The 18800-nt window shown below is 65.4% G+C and carries 14 protein-coding genes and 1 pseudogene; 6 read left to right on the plus strand and 9 right to left on the minus strand.

Going from position 1 to position 18800, the window contains the following annotated elements; translation table 11 throughout:
• The first annotated feature begins 270 nt into the window (after positions 1-270).
• A complete protein-coding gene (locus tag ACCQ16_RS13575; protein ID WP_277572643.1) occupies positions 271-3381 on the plus strand; it encodes a TonB-dependent receptor in 3111 nt (1036 codons plus the stop codon).
• A 310-nt stretch (positions 3382-3691) separates the two neighbouring features.
• The gene (locus ACCQ16_RS13580; RefSeq protein ID WP_301541727.1) at positions 3692-4366 is read left to right on the plus strand and encodes an energy transducer TonB; all 675 of its coding nucleotides are present in this window, start codon (positions 3692-3694) and stop codon (positions 4364-4366) included.
• A 78-nt stretch (positions 4367-4444) separates the two neighbouring features.
• Here ACCQ16_RS13580 and rlmH read toward each other — a convergent pair whose 3' ends face one another.
• Positions 4445-4915, minus strand: a complete 471-nt coding sequence (gene rlmH / locus ACCQ16_RS13585; RefSeq protein WP_003486825.1) for a 23S rRNA (pseudouridine(1915)-N(3))-methyltransferase RlmH — start codon at positions 4913-4915, stop codon at positions 4445-4447.
• Positions 4916-5036: 121 nt separating this feature from the next.
• On the opposite strand from rlmH, the gene ACCQ16_RS13590 reads away from it, so the two are divergent.
• Positions 5037-6572, plus strand: a complete 1536-nt coding sequence (locus tag ACCQ16_RS13590; RefSeq protein WP_057681410.1) for an alkaline phosphatase PhoX — start codon at positions 5037-5039, stop codon at positions 6570-6572.
• 157 nt (positions 6573-6729) lie between these two features.
• On the opposite strand, the gene rsfS is transcribed toward ACCQ16_RS13590, so the two are convergent.
• From rsfS to ACCQ16_RS13620, 6 genes are all read right to left on the minus strand, one after another.
• On the minus strand, positions 6730-7143 hold the full coding sequence (rsfS, locus tag ACCQ16_RS13595; RefSeq protein ID WP_005912943.1) for a ribosome silencing factor: 414 nt from the start codon (positions 7141-7143) through the stop codon (positions 6730-6732).
• Positions 7144-7199: 56 nt separating this feature from the next.
• Positions 7200-8069, minus strand: coding sequence for a nicotinate-nucleotide adenylyltransferase (nadD, locus tag ACCQ16_RS13600; protein ID WP_029819791.1), 870 nt, complete (start codon positions 8067-8069; stop codon positions 7200-7202).
• Positions 8066-9094 (minus strand): DNA polymerase III subunit delta, encoded by a 1029-nt coding sequence (gene holA, locus ACCQ16_RS13605; protein WP_218502091.1) that lies wholly within the window; start codon positions 9092-9094, stop codon positions 8066-8068. The genes nadD and holA overlap by 4 nt, the downstream gene beginning before the upstream one ends.
• A gap of 22 nt (positions 9095-9116) precedes the next feature.
• Positions 9117-9761 carry an LPS-assembly lipoprotein LptE gene (locus ACCQ16_RS13610; protein WP_014090575.1) on the minus strand — a complete coding sequence of 215 codons (645 nt, stop codon included), beginning with the start codon at positions 9759-9761 and terminating at the stop codon, positions 9117-9119.
• Between the two features lie 551 nt (positions 9762-10312).
• A complete protein-coding gene (leuS, locus tag ACCQ16_RS13615; protein WP_029819792.1) occupies positions 10313-12955 on the minus strand; it encodes a leucine--tRNA ligase in 2643 nt (880 codons plus the stop codon).
• A 67-nt stretch (positions 12956-13022) separates the two neighbouring features.
• Positions 13023-13640 (minus strand): DUF998 domain-containing protein, encoded by a 618-nt coding sequence (locus tag ACCQ16_RS13620; RefSeq protein WP_008573173.1) that lies wholly within the window; start codon positions 13638-13640, stop codon positions 13023-13025.
• 206 nt (positions 13641-13846) lie between these two features.
• On the opposite strand from ACCQ16_RS13620, the gene trxA reads away from it, so the two are divergent.
• Complete coding sequence (gene trxA / locus ACCQ16_RS13625) at positions 13847-14704, plus strand: thioredoxin (protein WP_372379980.1); 858 nt, start codon at positions 13847-13849, stop codon at positions 14702-14704.
• Positions 14705-14971: 267 nt separating this feature from the next.
• Positions 14972-15421 (plus strand): DUF4442 domain-containing protein, encoded by a 450-nt coding sequence (locus ACCQ16_RS13630; protein WP_029819795.1) that lies wholly within the window; start codon positions 14972-14974, stop codon positions 15419-15421.
• Between the two features lie 404 nt (positions 15422-15825).
• Here ACCQ16_RS13630 and xopF read toward each other — a convergent pair whose 3' ends face one another.
• Complete coding sequence (xopF, locus tag ACCQ16_RS13635; protein ID WP_372379981.1) at positions 15826-17115, minus strand: XopF/Hpa4 family type III secretion system effector; 1290 nt, start codon at positions 17113-17115, stop codon at positions 15826-15828.
• Between the two features lie 94 nt (positions 17116-17209).
• Between xopF and ACCQ16_RS13640 the strand changes: the two are divergent.
• A pseudogene (locus ACCQ16_RS13640) lies at positions 17210-17562 on the plus strand (hypothetical protein); the annotation flags it as partial.
• Between the two features lie 263 nt (positions 17563-17825).
• On the opposite strand, the gene hap3 reads toward ACCQ16_RS13640, so the two are convergent.
• Complete coding sequence (gene hap3 / locus ACCQ16_RS13645; protein ID WP_031423417.1) at positions 17826-18272, minus strand: Hpa3 family type III secretion system protein; 447 nt, start codon at positions 18270-18272, stop codon at positions 17826-17828.
• Positions 18273-18800: the final 528 nt, after the last annotated feature.

Consider the following 18800-nt stretch of genomic DNA (forward strand, 5'->3'; position numbering starts at 1 on the left):
CGGTAAAGCGCACCGCACCTCCGACCGTTGGCAGTCGCTGATGGTGACCAGTCACTAGCGACTAGCTACCTCTCTAAAACAAAGGCACTACTTAGGTGCAAGTGCCCACAGTCACAACGACTTATCCTGAATGCGCGTTTTCGGCTGTTTGTGCTTAAAAAAACATGAAATTTAGCGAAATCATTCTTTAAGCAAGCGCGACCGCTCTCTAGCATCGATTGTCAGCGCACCGTCATCTTCGTGACGGCGCCCATCTGGAGAGCGATAGAGATGACCAGCCACGCCGCGCGGCAACGCCGCCCGTTTCGTTCCACGTCGCCTGCGCGCTATGGCCGCATCAGCATGCTTGCGCTTGCCCTGAGCGGCGCCGTCGGCATGCTCGCCACCGGCACTGCAGCCGCGCAAAGCACCACTGCCGGCATCTACGGAAGCGCGCCGGCCAGTGCAGGTGCAACGGTCACCGCGCAGAGCGACACCGGTTTGACGCGCACGGCAACGGTCGATGCCAATGGCCGTTATGCCATTGGCAACCTCCCGGTGGGCACCTACACCGTCACCCTGCAACGCGAAGGCCAGGCCGCCGAGACCCGCAAGAACATCGCACTGCGCGTTGGCGCCGGCACCGATGTGTCCTTTGGCAGCGGCAATGCGTCCGACGACACGGCCACCCTGGGCACCATCACGGTGACCGGCAAAAACATCTCGCCGGTGGACGTCTCCGCCACTGCTTCACGCACCGTCATCACGGCCGAGCAACTGCAACGCTTGCCACTGGCACGCTCGGGCGAAGCGATTGCGCTGTTGTCGCCGGGCGCGGTACAGGGCAGCGGTTATTTCGGCAACGCCATTTCCTTCGGCGGCGCCGGCGTGACCGAGAACGCCTACTACCTCAACGGCTATCTCAGCTCCAATCCGCTGACCAACATCGGCGGCGTCACCCTGCCCTACGGCGCCATCGACCAGCAGGAAACCTATACCGGCGGCTACAGCGCCCGCTACGGCCGTTCGGCAGGCGGCGTGCTCAGCCAGGTCGGCAAGCGCGGCACCAACGAGTGGCATTTTGGCGGCCAGATGCTGTGGCGGCCGAAGAGCCTGTCCAGCGACTACAAGAATGTCTTTTATCCGAATACCGCACCGCCTGCCGGCTATGAGTACAGCGATGAAAGCCTGCCCGGCACCTTGTACCGCAGACGCAAGGACGACCAGGCATGGAATACGGTCTACAGCGCCTACGCGGGCGGCCCGCTGATCGAGGATCGGCTCTTCGTTTTCATCGCCGCCGAACAGGAACGCACCGAAGGCGCGTCGACCGCCAGCCGCGACAGCCCGGTCATCGGCCGCAACAACTACCGCATTGATGAGCCGAAGGTCTACGCCAAGATCGACTGGAATATCAACGACAGCAACGTCCTTGAATTCACTGGCGTAAAAAACAATTACCGCGAGAGCGGGGTCTATAGCGCTTTCAATGGCTACGACGGCATCACCTCGGATGCAGGCGATGCATTCGCCGACACCGTGAAGGTCAACGACCGTTACTACATTGGCAAGTACACCAGCTACATCACCGACGCACTGACCTTCAGCGCGACCTACGGCAAGAGCCAGCAGAGCGACTATCGCAACAACCCGAGCACGAATCCGTATCTGTATTCCGCCAATCTGCAGGACCCCGCCGTCACCGGGGGCACCGAGATCCGTAACAATCAGACTTCGTCTCAAGGACGCGACGGCGAAAACCGCACGCACGGTCTGCGCCTGGATCTGGAATACGTGCTGGGCGCCCATACGCTGGCCGCGGGCGTCGACAATATGTACTTCAACGCCGACAACGAGGGCGTGGTCACGACCGGACCGGGTTATACCTGGACCTACGGTAATTCGTCGCGTCCGGATTTGCCGATCAGCGGTTCGCTAGGCGTTGGTCCGGCAGGCGGCAACGGTTACTACGTGTATCGAGGCGTTTACAACACGTCTACCAGCATGTCGGTCCGGCAGAAGGCTTACTTTCTGGAAGACAAGTGGCAGGTGACCAACAACCTGTTGCTGACACTGGGCGTACGCAACGACAAGTTCACTAACTTCAACGATGCCGGCACGCCATATGTCGAAAGCGGCGACCAGTGGGCGCCGCGCCTGGGCCTGAGTTGGGACGTCTTCGGCGATTCGTCATTGAAAGTCTACGGTAACGCTGGCCGCTACTATCTGGCCCTGCCCAACAGCGTCGCCATCCGCGGTGCATCACCATCAACCTACACCCGCGAGTACTTCAATTACACGGGCATCGACGCGCAAGGCAATCCCACCGGCCTGACCCCGATCGCAGTCGACCCAAGCGTGGGTTTCTCCTGCGGCGGCAACGTGGTCTCCTCCAATCAGGAATGCGGCCAGCCGACCGACTCGGCCAGCGTTGCCGCCCGGGATCTCAAGTCGATGTACCAGGATGAGTTCATGGTCGGCTTCGACAAGACGCTGGGCAGCGACTGGGTTACCGGCGCCAAGTTCACCTACCGCAACTTGGGCACCACCATCGACGATGTCTGCGATTCGGACAAGATGCGCACCAAGCTGACTGCGATCGGCGTTGACCCCAGCACCGTCAATGTTCCCGGCTGCGTCATCTTCAACCCGGGCGAAACCAATTCCTTCAGCCTGGCTAACCTGGATGGTTCCGGCCGCACCGCGGTTTCGATGTCGTCGGCCGATTGGGGCTTCGACAAGAAGGCCAAGCGCAAGTACCTGGCACTGGATCTGTTCCTGCAGCATCCGTTCGACGGCAAGTGGGAAGGCCGCATCGATTACACCCTGTCGCGCAACTTTGGGAACACAGAGGGCCAGGTGAAATCCGATATCGGGCAGACCGACGTGTCCAAAACCCAGGACTGGGATGCCGCTGCGCTGATGTGGTATTCCGGCGGCTACCTGGCCAACGATCGGCGCCACCAGATCAAGATTTACGGCTCATACCAGATCGCATCGGAATGGCTGATCGCGGGCAATATCCGCGTCCTGTCCGGAACGCCGCGGTCCTGCCTGGGCTATGTCAGCACCAACGGCACTGATGAGTCTTCCGATGCGGGCGACCCGGTCGGTTACGGCTCGGCTTATCACATCTGCAACGGCCAGCCATCGCGTCCTGGCGACGCCGGCCGGTTGCCGTGGACCAAGATCGTCGACCTGGGCCTGACCTACCGCCCGGCATTTGCCGACAAAAAACTGGCCGTTACCCTGCAAGGCTTCAACATCTTCAACGAACGCAAGCCGCTGCAAGTGGACTCCACCTGGGAAGACAGCCCCTACACCCTGTCCAACACCTATGGCATGGGGGTCTATTTCACTCAGCCCCGCTACGCCGTGCTGTCCGTGTCGTACGACTACTGACGCACTCTCCCGTCAGCGTCGCTTCCCCAGCCCTGCGAAGGGCTGGGCTTTTCTTCGATCCACGCCCAGCTTCGGCTGGGCGTTTTGCTTGCGCGGATGAGTGCCGCGGCTGGTCCATGCGATATGCGTGAGCCGCAACGCATCCCCAAGCACCATGAAAACGACGCGTGCCGCGTTGACGGCTCGATGCAACCCCGCGCATTTGCGCGGCGCTTGTGCGGTTGCCACCACTGCGGTAAACCTACGCCACCGGATGGTGATGTGCGTCCGGCTCGCGCTGGTCCTTTCCGCAGTTCCGTTCTGGAGGTGGATGATGGTTCGCACGCAATCGCAGGTTTCTTCCCGTCCCCTTGGCATCGACCCCTCGCGCGTTCTGGCGATAAGCACGGCCGTGGCATTGCACCTGCTGGCCGGCGGGTTGTTGCTGATTCCGCTCTCGCACCGGGCCATTCCGCAGCAGACCGCGCCAAAAGAGCGTTGGCTCATGCCGGTCAGCATCCCGACGCCGCCACCGCCGCTGGTATTTCCAGTCGAAGTAAAGTTCACGCCGAAAACGCATTCACCGACCAAGACGCTGCCGGTGCCGGTACAGACCCCGGTGGTCAGTGAACCCTCCGTTGTCGACAGCGCACCGGTTGCCGTTGCCGCAACCGTCTCCGACGCTGTTGCAGACAGCGCTCCGACAACCACCACACCCAGCGGCCCGGTCGAAGCAGGGCAATTGCAGTATCTGAGTTCGCCCGCGCCGAGCTATCCGGCGGCTGCACTGCGTGCAGGGCAGCAAGGTACGGTGGTGCTGCGCGTACTGGTTGGCACCGATGGGCGTCCGGCCGAAGTGAGCGTGCAGACCAGCAGCGGCCATCGCGTGCTCGACCTGGCCGCGCGTAGCCAGGTGCTGCGCAGCTGGCGCTTCCAGCCGGCGATGCAGAACGGCCAGGCCGTGCAGGCCTATGGTCTGGTGCCGGTGAGCTTCTCGCTGAACTAAGTGGCGACTGGATGCGGCGGCCTGCAACCGCAGCCGCCGCATCGATGTGGCTCTGCGCACCAGTTCCGTTAGGCGCTCTTATGCGCGGTGATACGGATGGTTGGCCAGCATCGCCGCGGCGCGATACAGCTGCTCGGCGACGATCAGGCGCACCAGCATGTGCGGCAGGGTGAGCGGGCCGATCGACCAGCTTTCGCTGGCGCTCTTGAGCACCTCCGCCGCGTGGCCTTCCGGCCCGCCGATGAGAAACGCCAGGTCGCGGCCCTGTCCGCGCCAATGCTCCATGCGTTGGGCGAGCTGTTCGGAACTGAGCGGGCGCCCGGGGACATCAAGCGCCACCACGTAGGCATTTTTTGGCAGCGCCGCGAGCACGCGACGGCCTTCGTCGTCGGTCGCGCGCTGCGCATCGCGGCCCTTGCCGCGCAGGCCGGGCTCGATCTCGACCAGCTCCAGCGGCATCCAGTGCGAAAGACGTTTTTGATATTCGGCAAAACCTTGCGCCACCCAGCTTGGTGCGCGCTCGCCGGTAGCGATGAGTCGGCATTTCATGGCCACATGATATCCGCGTCACAGCCCGGGCAGCCCGCGGCGATTTGTCACCGCGTGTCATGGTGTGGTTACAGCTGGCAATTAGTGTCGCTCGACCACCCAGCCACGCAGGAGTCGTTCGATGCCGATTTTCGATCCCGCCCGCCGCCAGGTTCTCAAGGGCAGTGCTGCCGTCATGGCCGCCGGCGCCCTTGGCAGCTTGAGCGCGCTGCAGTCGCGCCAGGCCCAGGCCGCCACCTCGCCTTCCACGCAGCTTGCACCGGTCCCGAGCCGGTACGGCCCGCTCGCCCCGGTCGCCGACCAGAGCACCGGTTTGCCGCTGCTGCAGCTGCCACAGGGTTTCAGCTATCGCTCGTTCGGCTGGAGCGGCGACCGCATGGACGACGGCCAGCCCTGCCCCGACCGCCACGACGGCATGGCCGTGGTCGGCCTGCGCCGACCCGACTGGCGCCCCGGTAGCGACCCGCTACGCGGTCTGGAATATGTGCTGATCCGCAACCACGAACGCGGCGCAGGCAACCCGTTCCGCGCACCGGCGATGTACGACACCGGCATCGTCAGCGGCACCCAGCAGGCCGGCGGCGGCACCACCACGCTCAGCTACGGCCGGCGCGGCTGGGGCAGCCTGGAGCCCAGCCTGGGCGGCACGCTGGTCAACTGCGCCGGCGGCCCCACGCCTTGGGGCACCTGGCTGAGCTGCGAAGAGATCAAGACCAATACGGTCTCCAGCACCGGCCGCAAGCATGGGTACGTGTTCGAGGTGGACCCGGACAGCCACCGCACCACCGGCCGCCCGCTGGTGGGCCTGGGCCGTTTCAGCCATGAAGCGGTGGCGATCGATCCGCGCACCGGCATCGTCTATCTCACCGAAGACGACCGCAACAAGGCCGGCCTGTACCGCTTCATCCCCAACGACCGCCGCGGCCGCAATGGCTCGCTGGAAAACGGCGGGCGATTGCAAGCCGCGCGCGTGCGCGGGCGCCGCAATGCCGATCTCACCGTGGCCAGCATCGGCCAGCAATTCCAGCTGGAATGGGTGGATATCTCCGAGCCCGACCTGGACAGCATCGCTGCGCCGGCCGGCTTTGCCGATATCGGCGCCAACGACACCCTGAGCGGCCCGTTCGCGCAGGCCTGGGCCGATGGCGCGCTGCGCATGAGCCGCGGCGAAGGCATCTGGTACAGCTACGGCAAGATGTTCATCGTCGACACCAGCACCGGCGTGGATGCGCAGGGGCGCCGTGGGTACGGCAACGGTGCGGTGTGGGTACTGGACCTGTTTACCCAACGCCTGAGCGCGCTGTTCGTCAGCGGCAATCAGCTGGCTGCGCACAACCCGGATAACGTGACGGTGAGTGCGCGCGGCGGCGTGGTGTTGTGCGAAGACGGCGGCGAAAGCCCGGACCAATACGGCCCCGGCGCGCGTCTACTCGGGCTGACGCGCAACGGCGCCTCGTTCTATCTGGCCAAGAACAACGTGCAGCTGACCTCGCAGCAGATTGCCGATGCCGGCAAGACGATCGCCGAAGGCGACTACCGCGACACCGAGTTCTGCGGCGCGTGCTGGGACCCGTTGGCGCGCACCTTGTTCGTCAACATCCAGACGCCGGGCATTACCCTGGCCATCACCGGGCCGTGGGAACGCGGACCGCTCTAAGCGCGTGGCGCTGCGCACCTGCGGTATGCATGTCCCGAACAGCGCGTGGCCAAGGAATGCACGACGCCGACCGATTGCGCAGCGAACGCCCCAGACAACAACGGCGCCCTTGGGCGCCGTTGTTGTCTCTGCGCGCCTGCGGCGCCCCTGCGCAGACTCAGCGCAGTTCGTCGGACTCGTCTTCGTCGGACGGGCGTTGATCGCCCACGGTCCACAGACGCTCCAGTGCATAGAACTCGCGCACGCGCGGCAGCATCACATGCACCACCACATCGCCCAGGTCGACCAGGACCCATTCGGCTTCGCGCTCGCCTTCCACGCCCAGCGGCATCACGTCCAGACGCTTGGCGAACTTGACCACTTCGTCGGCGATCGATTTGACGTGGCGGGTCGAGGTGCCGGAGACCACCACCATGTAGTCGCAGACGCTGGACTTGCCGCGCACATCGATCTCGACCACGTCCTTGGCCTTGAGCTCTTCGACAGCCTCGCGCACGGTAGCCAACAGGGCCGGCACGGACGGCGGCGGGTTCGGAAGGGAGGTCTTGATGACTTGGGCTTGGCTGGTCAAAGCGGCAACTCGATGGAATTGGCGTGAATTATAGGCCGGTCCGGCAGCACGCGTGTTCAGGTAGCCGGGCGGACGCTGCGGTACAGGCCTTCACGCTGGATCATTGCGGCCACCGGGGGCGGCACCAGACGCTGCCATTGCGCGCCGGTGGCGATGCGTGACCGCACCGCACTGGCCGATTCGCCGCGCAGTGGCTGATGCAGCAGATACAGGCGGCCGGCCGGCGCACTGACCAGCTCGTCCGCGCGTGCGACCCAGCGGCCCTGCACCATCGCGGCCAGCTGCGGTGCGTCGGCCAACGCCAAGGGTGTGCCCGGACGGGCGGCAACCACGAAATGCGCCAGCCCGAACAACGCCTCCCACCGATGCCAATGGTGCAGCCCCACGAAGGCATCGGCACCGAGCAACCAGGCGATCGGCGCCGCAGGGCCAAGTTCGGCACGCAGCTCGCGCAAGGTATCGACCGTATAGGACGGCGCATCGCACTGCGCGGCGCGCTGCAGTTCGCGGGTATCCAGTTGCAGGCCTGGAGACTTGGCCAGCGCCAGTTGCAGCATCTGCGCACGCTGCGCAGCGGTGGCACCGGGTGCAGGGCGATGCGGCGGGTCGGCCGCCGGCACCAGTTGCACGCACGCGCCCAGTTCGTCGCGCGCCGCGCAGGCGATGGCCAGATGGCCCAGGTGGATCGGGTCGAAGGTACCGCCGTAGTAAAGATGGAGCTGGGAATCGGGGTTCGGGATTCGGGAATCGGAAGAGCCGGGGTCTGCAACGTGGTCGGGATGGGAGTGTTGCTGTTCCTGCGATCCGGAGGAGCTGCTTGCAGGGCTGGCCTGCGCAAGCTGGTCGGAATGGGCCCGCTGCCGGTCACCCTGCCCTTCCCGGCTCCCCGGTCCCGGGTCCCGGGTTCCGGCGTCCCTGGCCTTCACGCCAACAATCTCACCGCGCGGGCTTCGGCCACGGCCACCAGCAGGCGTTCCAGACCAACCCAGGCGTCGCCGTCGGCGCGGCCCTTGGCCATGCGATCGACCAGCCCGGCTTCGGCAACGAAGCGTTCCCAGCGGTGCGGTTCGGGGTGACGCTGCAGCGCGCGCTTGAAGGGCGCCTGGCGCGATTCCCACAGCCCTTGCGCCTTCATTTCGGCAGCCAGGTTGCCGCCGTTGGCCTGCACCTTCGCCAGTGACGCGGTGCGCAGCAGCTCCTTGATCAGGATCGGCATCAGCGCGGCGACCGCCTCGCCTTCGCCGCGCAGGCCGGCAAGCATGCGGATCACCGCGGCCGGCTGCCCGGACAACGTGGTTTCGGCCAGCCGGAACACGTCGTAGCGCGCGGCATCGGCCACCAGCGATTCCATCGCCTCCAGATCCAGCGTCTTGCCGTCGGCCAACAGGGCGAGCTTGTCGATTTCCTGCGCGGCGGCGAGCAGGTTGCCTTCCACCCGCTCGCTCAGGCGCTGCACGGCAGCGGCATCGGCGCGCAGGCCGTGCGCGCGCAGGCGGCGCTCGATCCAGTCGGACAGTTCGTGCGGTTTGATCGCCCAGGCCACCGCGATGGTGCCGACGCGACCGACCGCCTCCGCCCACTTGCCGTGATGCGCCTTGCTCCAGTCGTTGGCGGTGATCAGCAGCACCACGTCCGGCGGCGGGTTGGCGCAGAAGCGGGTGATGACCTCGGCCCCGTCCTTGCCGGGCTTGCCGCTGGGCAGGCGCACTTCAACCAGGCGGCGCGGACTGAACAGGCTGGGCGCATTGAAGCTGGCGTCAAGCTGGTTCCAGTCGAACTCGCGGCCATCGGCATCGAACACTTCGCGTTCGCCGATGCCTTCGGCGCGCGCGCGTGCGCGCACCGCATCGGCAGCCTCAAGCACACGCAAGGTCTCGGGGCCGGCGATCAGATACACCGGCTGCAAGGGCTGGCTGGACTGGCCGGCCAGCTGCTCTGGGCGAAGTTCCATCACCGAAAACGCGGGGCGCGGCTCAGTTGCCCGACGTGGGCGCGGGCGGCAACGAGGCCGGCACGCTGGATTCGGGTGTCGTGGTCGGCTGCGCTGGCGCCGTCGGGGCCGGCGGCAATGGCGCGGTCGGCGTGCTCTCCAAACCTTCGCCGCGCTGCAGGCGTGCCCGCACCACGCTGTCGATACGACGCAGGATCGAGGCCGACATGTCCTTGCGCAGTTCGTCGGCAAGGATTTCGCGCTCGGTTGCCGTACCGGTGGCATCCACCGGTGGCGACACGTAGTCGCGCGAGAGCTCGATCACCTGCTGCGGCACCAGCACCGAGCCATTGGCGGTGGTGACGGTGAAAATGGCCGCGTAGCGCAGGCTGTATTCCTGTGCACGGCCCTGGCTGTCGATGGCGATCGGCAGATCGCCCCAACGCTCGGACAACACCTGCAACTGCGCAAAGCCGGTCTTGGCATCGTCGTCGGCCAGCGTGGCGCCGGAGGCCTTGAGACCCCGCCGCAACAGCTTGGCCAGCTCGCTGTACTGCACGGCGGACTGCACCTTCACCGCCGGTGTGTCGGGCGGCAACGCCAGCGAATTGCGCAAATGGAAGCCGCAGGCGGTGAGGCTCGAGACGAGCACGAGGGACGCAGCGAAGGCAGTAGGAAATCGAATCATGGGCACAGTCTGGATGAGCGCCCCGGCGGCGGCAACAGGCGGCTAGCCTGCCCGAGACCGCGTGAACGGGGCTTGAGAGGGCGCCGCGAAGCACTGCGGCGCCCCAGGAATGAAAAAACGCGTCGCCACGCGCCAGTGAAACGCATCGTCGGCAACCACTGCCAAAACTCTACCCACGCGTCGTGCGCGCCAGTGAAATGCGGTGTCGAAAACGAAAGTGCCCACGTAAGCCACGCCACGCGCCGCCGCGGTGATTTGCCTGAAAACCCAGCAGCACGTCGTCACGCACCGATGGAATGGTCGCCCAAGACACCTGGCGCTTCTCACCGATCGGCCTCGCCTTTTCGTGTTACCGCGCCCCCATGCCATGCATCGCTAGATCCGTCGCAGCAGCACATCCGCACATCGCACGCCGGTGCAGTGTGCGGCAGCTGCAACGTTATCCACGCGCCTGACCGCGCTGGACGCCCCCGCCACCGTGCAAGCGCGTTGCCACGCCGATCCGGCGCACTGCCCGGACCGGCGAGGGCAACCCGCCGGACCAGCACGGCTTAGCCGGCGACGATGTTCACGATCTTGCCCGGCACGATGATGATCTTGCGCACGCTCAGGCCTTCGAGGAACTTGGCGGCGTTCGGCTCGGCCTGCGCCAGCGCTTCGATCTGTTCGCGGGTCGCATCGGCAGCGACGTCGATCGTGCCGCGCAACTTGCCGTTGATCTGCACTGCCAGTGTCAACGCATCGCGCACCAGCGCGCTGGCATCGGCCTGCGGGAACGCCACGTTTTCCAGCAGCGTCTCGCCGCGGCCCAGGACCTGCCACAACGCGTGGCTGGCGTGCGGGGTGATCGGATTGAGCAGCAGCACCATCGCCTCCAGCGCTTCCTGGCGCACCGCGCGGCCCTGTTCGCTGGCGTCGTCGAACTTGGCCAGCGCGTTGGACAGTTCCATCACTGCGGCAATGGCGGTGTTGAAGCTGTGGCGGCGGCCGTAGTCGTCGCTGACCTTGCCGATGGTTTCGTGGGTCTTGCGGCGGATCGCTTTCTGCTCGGCGCTCAACACGGCGACGTCCAGCGCGACGGCAGCACCCTCGCCCACATGCTTGTGCACCTGCACCCACAACCGGCGCATGAAGCGCGCCATGCCGTCGACGCCGGCCTCGTTCCACTCCAGCGACTGCTCCGGCGGCGCGGCAAACATCGAGAACAGCCGCACGGTGTCGGCGCCGTACTTGGCCACCATCGACTGCGGGTCCACGCCGTTGTTCTTGGACTTGGACATCTTCTCGGTGCCGCCGATGTGCACCGGCTGGCCGTCGGCGATCAGCACCGCACCGGTGACGCGGCCACGCTCGTCGCGCTGGATTTCCACGTCGGCCGGGTTGATCCAGTCCTTGCCGCCGTTGTCGGCATCGCGATAGAAGGTCTCGGCGATGACCATGCCCTGGGTGAGCAGATTGGTCACCGGCTCATCGCTGTCCACCAGCCGCGCGTCGCGCATGAGCTTGTGATAGAAGCGGAAGTACATCAGGTGCAGGATCGCGTGCTCGATGCCGCCCACGTACAGGTCGGCCGGCATCCAGTAATTGGCGCGGCGGTCGACCATGTCGCGTGCGTTGGGGCTGGTGTAGCGCGCCACGTACCAGCTCGATTCCATGAAGGTGTCGAAGGTATCGGTCTCGCGCTCGGCCGGGCCGCCGCAGTCCGGGCAGGTGGTCTGGCGCCAGCTCGGGTCGGTCTTGATCGGCGAACCGGTGCCGGAAAATTCCACGTTCTCCGGCAGCACCACCGGCAGTTGGTCTTCCGGCACCGGCACCGCGCCGCACTTGGCGCAATAGATCACCGGAATCGGGCAGCCCCAATAACGCTGACGGCTCACGCCCCAGTCGCGCAGGCGGTAATTGACCCGACGCTGGCCCTGGCCCTTGCGCTCGAAGCGCTCGGCCAGTGCTTCGAAGGCACCGCCGAAATCCAGTCCATCGAACTCGGCCGAATTGATCAGTTCCAGCTCGCGGCTCTTGTCGGTGTACCAATCGCGCCAGTGGGTGGCGTCCCAGGTCTGCTCTTCTTCGTTGCGCGGCTCGCGCAGCTTAACCACCTGCACGATCGGCAGGCCGTACTTGTTGGCGAACTCGAAATCGCGCTGGTCGTGGCCCGGAACGGCCATCACCGCGCCGGTGCCGTAGCCCATCAGCACGAAGTTGGCCACCCACACCGGCACCTGCTCGCCGCTGATCGGGTGGACCGCGGTCAGGCCAGTGGCCATGCCGCGTTTTTCCTGGGTTTCCAGCTCGGCTTCGGAGACGCCGCCATGCTTGAGCGTTTCCAGCAGCGCGGCCAGTTCCGGGTTGGACTTGGCGGCATGCAACGCCAGCGGATGCTCGGCGGCGATCGACACGAAGGTCACGCCCATCAGCGTGTCCGGGCGGGTGGTGAACACGCGCAGCGGGTCCAGCGGTGCGCCGTCGATGTCGCGCACGTCGAACTGGATTTCCAGCCCTTCCGAGCGGCCGATCCAGTTGCGCTGCATGGTCTTGACCGAATCCGGCCAACCATCCAGTTGATCCAGGCCGTCCAGCAGCTCCTGGGCGTAATCGGTGATGCGCAGGAACCACTGCGGGATCTCGCGCTTTTCCACCAGCGCGCCGGAGCGCCAGCCGCGGCCGTCGATGACCTGCTCGTTGGCCAGCACGGTCTGGTCGATCGGGTCCCAGTTCACCACCGCGTTGCGGCGGTAGGCCAGGCCCTTGCGCATCAACCGGGTGAACATGCGCTGCTCGTGCACGTAATAGTCCGGCGTGCAGGTGGCGAACTCGCGCGACCAGTCGATGGCGTAGCCCAGCGATTTCAGCTGCGCGCGCATGTGCTCGATGTTGGCGTAGGTCCACTTGGCCGGCGCGGTCTTGTTCTTGATGGCGGCGTTTTCGGCCGGCAACCCGAACGCATCCCAGCCCATCGGCTGGAGCACGTTATGGCCGGTCATGCGCTTGTAGCGGCTGACCACGTCGGAGATGGTGTAGTTGCGCACATGGCCCATGTGCAGCGCCCCGGACGGGTACGGCAGCATCGACAGGCAATAGAACTTGGGTTTCTCCGAGTTCTCGTCGACCTGGAAGGCGCGGGTGGCATCCCAGAACTGCTGGGCGGAGGTTTCGACCTGCTGCGGGTCGTAGACGTTCGGTTCGACGGTGGACATTGGGAGCGGATGCTCGGGCGGTGCAAAGCGGTACAGGGTACCGCAGTGCAGCAGGTGGACCAAACCGTTACCGCAGCGCGGCCGGCTTCGGCGGCCAGATCCAGCCCGCGACCGCCAGCCAGCCGACCCAGGCCAGGAACGCCAGCCGTTGCGCAATGGCCTGGCGCACCAGGCCCGGCGGGCCGAACGCCAGCACTGCCACCAGCAATCCGGCCGCCAGGCTCAACCAGGCCAGCCTGCGGGTCGTGGCATCGTTGAGCAGCGCGGCGGCAATCAACAACATGCCGGGCACGAACGCCACGGCCCACAACAACCAGGCGGTGGCATGGGCCTGGCTGGCACGGCCATCCAGATCGGTGGGATCCAGCGGCAGCATGCCCATGCCCAGGAAGGCCAGGCCGGCCAGCACGATCAACTGTCCGCCCACGCGCAGACTCCAGCTGGCCTTGGGCGGCATGCGCGCCAGCAGGCTGACCCCGGTGGCCATGCCCAGCGCGCCTACCAGCACGAAGGCGACCAGATTGAAGCCCAGCGCATGCGGCACGCCCTGCGCGCCCAACAGCGCCACCGGATGGCTGGCCTGCAGATAGCCCGGCAGCGTGACGCCGAAACCGGCCAGCGCCAGTACGAAAACCGTTGCCGCGATCAGGCCCATGTAGCGCTGCGCGCGCTCGGTGGTTGCCATTGGCTTGCTCCAACACGGGGCGCGACGCGCCGCCAGAACGCGGCATTGTCGTGCCGGTCGGGCGCGGCGTGAACCCCTGACGCTGCCACGGCCATGCGGAAGGCGCCCGAACCGGGCACGTGAGCGCCTCATTGCGGCTGGGCTTGTGTCAGCCGCGTTTGCCACCATTACCTCCCATTGTTGCCGCACTTAACTTCTGGAAGCCCATGTCCGACAAGCCGCATGTATTCGATGCCACCACCGACACCTTCGAGACCGAGGTCCTGCAGAAATCGTTGACGACACCGGTCCTGGTGGACTTCTGGGCCACCTGGTGCGGCCCCTGCAAGTCGCTGACGCCGATCCTGGAAAAGCTGGCCGGCGAGTACAACGGTGCGTTCGAGCTGGGCAAGGTCGACGTGGACAAGGAACAGCAGATCGCTGCGGCGTTCCAGATCCGCTCGGTGCCGACGGTCTTCCTGGTCAAGGGCGGGGAGATCGTCGACGGCTTCCCCGGCGCGATGCCGGAAGGCCAGGTGCGCGAATTCCTGACCCAGCACGGCGTGCTGCCGGCCGAGCCGCAGGTGGCAGAAGACGTGCCGCCGGCGCCGCTCGACCCGCAGGCGCAGGCCGCGGCACTGCGTGAAGCGGTCGCCGCCGAACCGGACAAGGACGAACTCAAGCTGGACCTGGCGCTGGCGCTGCTCAAGACCGGCGACACCGCCGAGACCGAGCAGTTGATCGATGCCCTGCCCGCCAACCTGGCCACCGACGACCGCGCGGTGCGCGCCAAGGCGCGGCTGAGCTTTGCCAACGTTCTCAAGGACGCCCCGGACGCCGGCACCCTGCAGGCTGCCGTGGATGCCAACAGCGCCGACCTGCGCGCACGGCACCTGCTCGGCGTGCGCCATCTGCTCGACGGCAACGACGAAGCGGCGCTGGAGCAGTTCCTGGAAATGCTGCGGCAGGACCGCAGCTTCGACGACAACCTGCCGCGCCGTAGCCTGATCGATGCCTTCCGCGTGATCGAGGACGAAGATCTGGTCGGCCGCTATCGTCGCAAGATGTCGGCGCTGGTGTTTTAAGCCCCAGCGTTGACGTGCGACACCTGCGCTGAGTTGAGGCGGTCACCCGATCGCCCTGCTCACCGCAGGATGCGCGCCGGGCCTGTGCCCGGCGTGTTGCGTTCGGGGGCCTGCATGGCTTTTTGACCCGGGCCAACGACCATGACGACACCAGCTCGCGGTCGGCAGCAACGGACGGACGCCGTGCCGACCACGCGCAGCCGGCCTACTCCATACGCATGCGAATGTTATGCTGCGCACTTTCCCTCGCCAAGGAAACAGGCCCGTATGCGCGCATCGCTGTTCAAGTTAGGCATCAACCTGTGGCCGCCATTTTTGTTTGCCGGCATCCACGTCACCGTGCTCTCGGCCGACTACCGTTTTGCGCGGGTGGAGCTGCGCCAGCGCCCATGGAATCGCAACTATGTCGGCACCCATTTCGGCGGCAGCCTGTTTGCGATGACCGACCCGTTCTGGATGCTGCTGACCATGCACAACCTGGGCCGCGAATATTACGTGTGGGACAAGGCCGGTAGCATCGAATTCGTCAAGCCCGGGCGCGGCACGGTAACGGCGGATTTCGTCATCGACGACGGCGTGCTGGCGCAATTGCGCCAGGCCACTGCAAACGGCGAGAAACATCTGCGCTGGTTCGAGAACACGGTCTACAACCGCGACGGCGAAGTGGTCGCACATGTCCGCAAGCAGCTCTACGTCAAACGCAAACCCGCACGCTGAGGATGACGGCAGTGACGCTGCCACGCCAGCCGATACGGCGATGCATGTTTCGCTCGACTCGCCGCCCACGCAACGGATGATGGCGGAGCGAAACAGCTGCACGCCCTCCTGACCAGGTGCTAATGCCGCAGCAGCAAACGCGCAGGCACTTTGCCATAGGCGCAACGCGAGTGTGGCCACCGCAGCCGCAAGCGTGCCGCCCGTTGCTGCAGTTGTCGCGCAACGCGCATCGGTTTTGTATCAGGCCATGGGCGCATTGACTTGGAACCCGTTGCTCACTGACAAGCCTGCGTTCCGGCATGCAGATAACGCCGGGCTGACGCAAGCGCTACGGGCCGCAGCCCTGGCTGCAACTCGTAGCGCGTGCGTTTGGTCATGGCCAGGCGCCGGCGCCTGGGCGGCGCTCAAGGCCTACCCTGTTGCCACTGCTGCAGCGCCTGCTTCTGACGCAAGGCCGCGCCAAGCGCGTGCAATTGCGCAGACAACTCTGCGATCACCGCGCGGCCTTCGCCGTCACCCGCGACGGGGAGATCGGCCAGCCGACCAAGCGCATCGTCGATGGTCGCGATCGAGACCGCTTGCGCAGCCACCTGGTCCCTTAGCTGCTGCAACGCATTGCGCAGTTGGTCGACGTCAGCGCTGAGCGGCACGGGCACGCCCGTGCCTTCTTCCATGGCACGCGCCACCTCGCCCTGGGCTGGCGGGGGAAGCAAGCCAAGCGCTGTGTCCAAGGGCTCGGCGAGCGTCTGCAAGGTGCGTGAAATCGTTCTATCCTGCTCGGCCGCTGCAATGGCGCGCTCGTGATCCAATCGCGTGGCCTGGGTGGTATTTGTGCCGTTCTTGGCTTTCAGCGCATTCCACACCACATCGTTGAAGAACATCTGCGCTCCTTGCTGCAACACCCATGCTGGAGAATTGTCGGCCTCTCCGGGCAAGCTGCCGCCGCCATACCCTCCTCTCAGCGGGGAAGCGATCAATCTGGTGGCACCCAACGAAGCCATGTTGGCCAACACATTGCCGACCATATGGCGTCCCAGCACATCGCGCAGCGCCGTCGTTGCCGCGTTCGCCGTGCTGAACGCCTGTCTCGCTAAAGCCATCGCTTCCTGACCTGTCTGCAATAGATAGCTGGGAAAATGCACCGCATCGGACCACGTGGCAGGAGGTCGTGTCTTGTCCGGCAATGCAAGAGCGAACAGATTCAAGCGCTGATGCCCACCGAGCAAATCGGGAACCGTCATCTGGCCAGTGCGCCCCATTGCCTTGCCGGTGTCCAGCAACGCCTTGTGCAAAGCGCCTGCACCACCCACCGCCAGCCCGGCCAGGCCAACTTCGGCAACCGCCGTACGGGTGGAGGGGTCCCCTGAGGTGCGCCGCGCGGCGTTAAAGCCGCCGCTGATGGTCGGCCTGAGCAGCATGGTGTCCAGCGCCGTATCGTCCAGCATGGACTGACGCTGAGCGATTCCTGCCCGACGGTCATAGGCCTGTGCCGTGAGCTCGGCACGGGTCGGCGTACCGTTTTCTCCGGGACGCACGAAGCGCTTGTTTCCCTCAGGGGTGACTTCCAATAGGACCGGCGGCGGGTCCGGCACCAGGATCTTGGGATCGATCGCCTGGAAACGCGGCAGATTGGCAACGCGCGCGCGCCTGTCCATCGATGGAATCAACAGCGTGTCGCAGGCATGCGACCCCATTCCCGAGATCACCCCAGCCAGGGTCGCTGTACTCTAGGGTTCCGAAGCGGGCGGGCGGCTGCTCTGGTAGGCAGTGGCTGCAGAAATGCCGAGCGGCGTCCGCAACGCGCCAACGAAAAACGATCTGAGACTTTCATACGCAATGGGCAGCGACGCTTTCCTGCCGACCGCCTTCATATCCCCGGCAACTTCGTAGGCAGCGTCCGGACCGAACGCCTCAATACGCTCCTGCAAGCGGGCATCGGCCCACTGCACGTATTCCGCCTGCAATGCGAGCTGCTCGTCCGACGGCTCCGCAAACGGGCGATCCTTCAGAACTGCACGCAGTTGCGCCTTCAGGCGTTCGCAAGCGGCGACACAGCGCTGCGCGTAAGCCCCCTGCGTCGCCGAAGAAGAAGCCGCCTGCTGGTTGCCTGGATGCCGCCCAGCGCGATGCTGGCGCTCCGCGCGCTCAGACGCAGCGCGGGAGGATTCACCCGCTTCCGGACGCCACTGCCTGGTCTTGGCGGGGGATAATTCACCCGACGGCAGCGTTGTGGTCTTGCCTGCACGCGCGCGCAAGCGCGGGCTCGGCTCCGCCAGCCCCTTTAGCACCGTCGAACGCGGCGTCTGCGGCTCTGGCACGAATGGTTCGCTTGCGTGCGCGGCACCGGGATTTGCGGACGATCCACTTGGGATGGACGGTGGAGCGCTGTTCTGGCGTTGGAGCTTCATACGACAGCCTCCCTGGCGCTGCCCGCCTGCGTTACCAGCGCATCCAGCACGACACGTGCGACGATCTGCCCCCGCTCGAGAGTGGCGGCCACGTCTTCGGGCGTCTGCGCGAGCAGCAACGGGCAGATGCACAGCAGGCCCAGGTTGGACATCGTCAGCCGCCACCCGTACTCGGTCAGCAGTTGCTCTTGCAGCGCAAGCAGCGTGACGACCTCGTCGCCCTCGAGTTCGCGTGCGGCCAACGGCAGGATGACTTCCGGAAATCCCGACACACCATCGTTCCGGGGCTGCGCATGCACGCGACACAGCATGCCCGCAGGCCCGAGAACGGTCTCGCCTTCACGCAGGCGCTGCACCAGTGCATCGGTCAGGCCCAGGCGAAGACCAAGACCGGAAAAGAACGAAGCCACCATGGAATCAACATTGATCTGATCGGATGTCATTTGAGGTATCTCACAATGAAAGTGCGAGCTGCATCGCTTGGCTCTGCCTGGGCAGTGTCACTGTCAGCGCCCGGTCACCGCAAAGAAAGCGCGAATCACCGGCGCAACGCACGAAGCGCAAAAGCCTCACGCAAATAGTTCGATCCGCACGCTTGCCTGTTTGCTCAAGTCAGCTATCAAGGCTGTGGTGGCCACAGATTTTTCGGCACCTCAGGCCATACCCGTCGCCAATGACCATCGCCTGGCGCGCCGTCCGGCGCGGCAGTCCTGACGCGCAGCACCATTGGCATGCACCCACGACGACCTGCTCGCCCTGGACGCGCATCTTTGGAAGGCTGCTGACGAGACAGAGACCGGCCGACTGCAGAGCGCCAGTGCATTTGAAAAGACTGCCCTCTGTCACGCTCCACATCCATTGCATACCAGGCGCCGCTTCGGAACCTGATTTGGTTCGCGTACGGCGATAGAAAATCTGCTGGACAGACAGCGGGCATACGCGTCTGGTAGTTCAATTTTCGCGCAGTGCAT

Origin of the sequence: Xanthomonas sp. NCPPB 1062 (genome assembly GCF_041481705.2) — a bacterium.
GTDB lineage: Bacteria > Pseudomonadota > Gammaproteobacteria > Xanthomonadales > Xanthomonadaceae > Xanthomonas > Xanthomonas euvesicatoria.

Excerpts from the sequence above, each read along its gene's own strand:
- trxA (WP_372379980.1), top strand. The coding sequence starts at position 13,847 with ATGTCCGACAAGCCGCATGTATTCGATGCCACCACCGACACCTTCGAG.
- holA (WP_218502091.1), bottom strand. The coding sequence starts at position 9,094 with ATGGAACTTCGCCCAGAGCAGCTGGCCGGCCAGTCCAGCCAGCCCTTG.
- ACCQ16_RS13620 (WP_008573173.1), bottom strand. The coding sequence starts at position 13,640 with ATGGCAACCACCGAGCGCGCGCAGCGCTACATGGGCCTGATCGCGGCA.
- ACCQ16_RS13590 (WP_057681410.1), top strand. The coding sequence starts at position 5,037 with ATGCCGATTTTCGATCCCGCCCGCCGCCAGGTTCTCAAGGGCAGTGCT.
- xopF (WP_372379981.1), bottom strand. The coding sequence starts at position 17,115 with ATGGGGTCGCATGCCTGCGACACGCTGTTGATTCCATCGATGGACAGG.
- ACCQ16_RS13630 (WP_029819795.1), top strand. The coding sequence starts at position 14,972 with ATGCGCGCATCGCTGTTCAAGTTAGGCATCAACCTGTGGCCGCCATTT.
- ACCQ16_RS13580 (WP_301541727.1), top strand. The coding sequence starts at position 3,692 with ATGATGGTTCGCACGCAATCGCAGGTTTCTTCCCGTCCCCTTGGCATC.
- leuS (WP_029819792.1), bottom strand. The coding sequence starts at position 12,955 with ATGTCCACCGTCGAACCGAACGTCTACGACCCGCAGCAGGTCGAAACC.
- hap3 (WP_031423417.1), bottom strand. The coding sequence starts at position 18,272 with ATGACATCCGATCAGATCAATGTTGATTCCATGGTGGCTTCGTTCTTT.
- ACCQ16_RS13610 (WP_014090575.1), bottom strand. The coding sequence starts at position 9,761 with ATGATTCGATTTCCTACTGCCTTCGCTGCGTCCCTCGTGCTCGTCTCG.
- rlmH (WP_003486825.1), bottom strand. The coding sequence starts at position 4,915 with ATGAAATGCCGACTCATCGCTACCGGCGAGCGCGCACCAAGCTGGGTG.
- ACCQ16_RS13575 (WP_277572643.1), top strand. The coding sequence starts at position 271 with ATGACCAGCCACGCCGCGCGGCAACGCCGCCCGTTTCGTTCCACGTCG.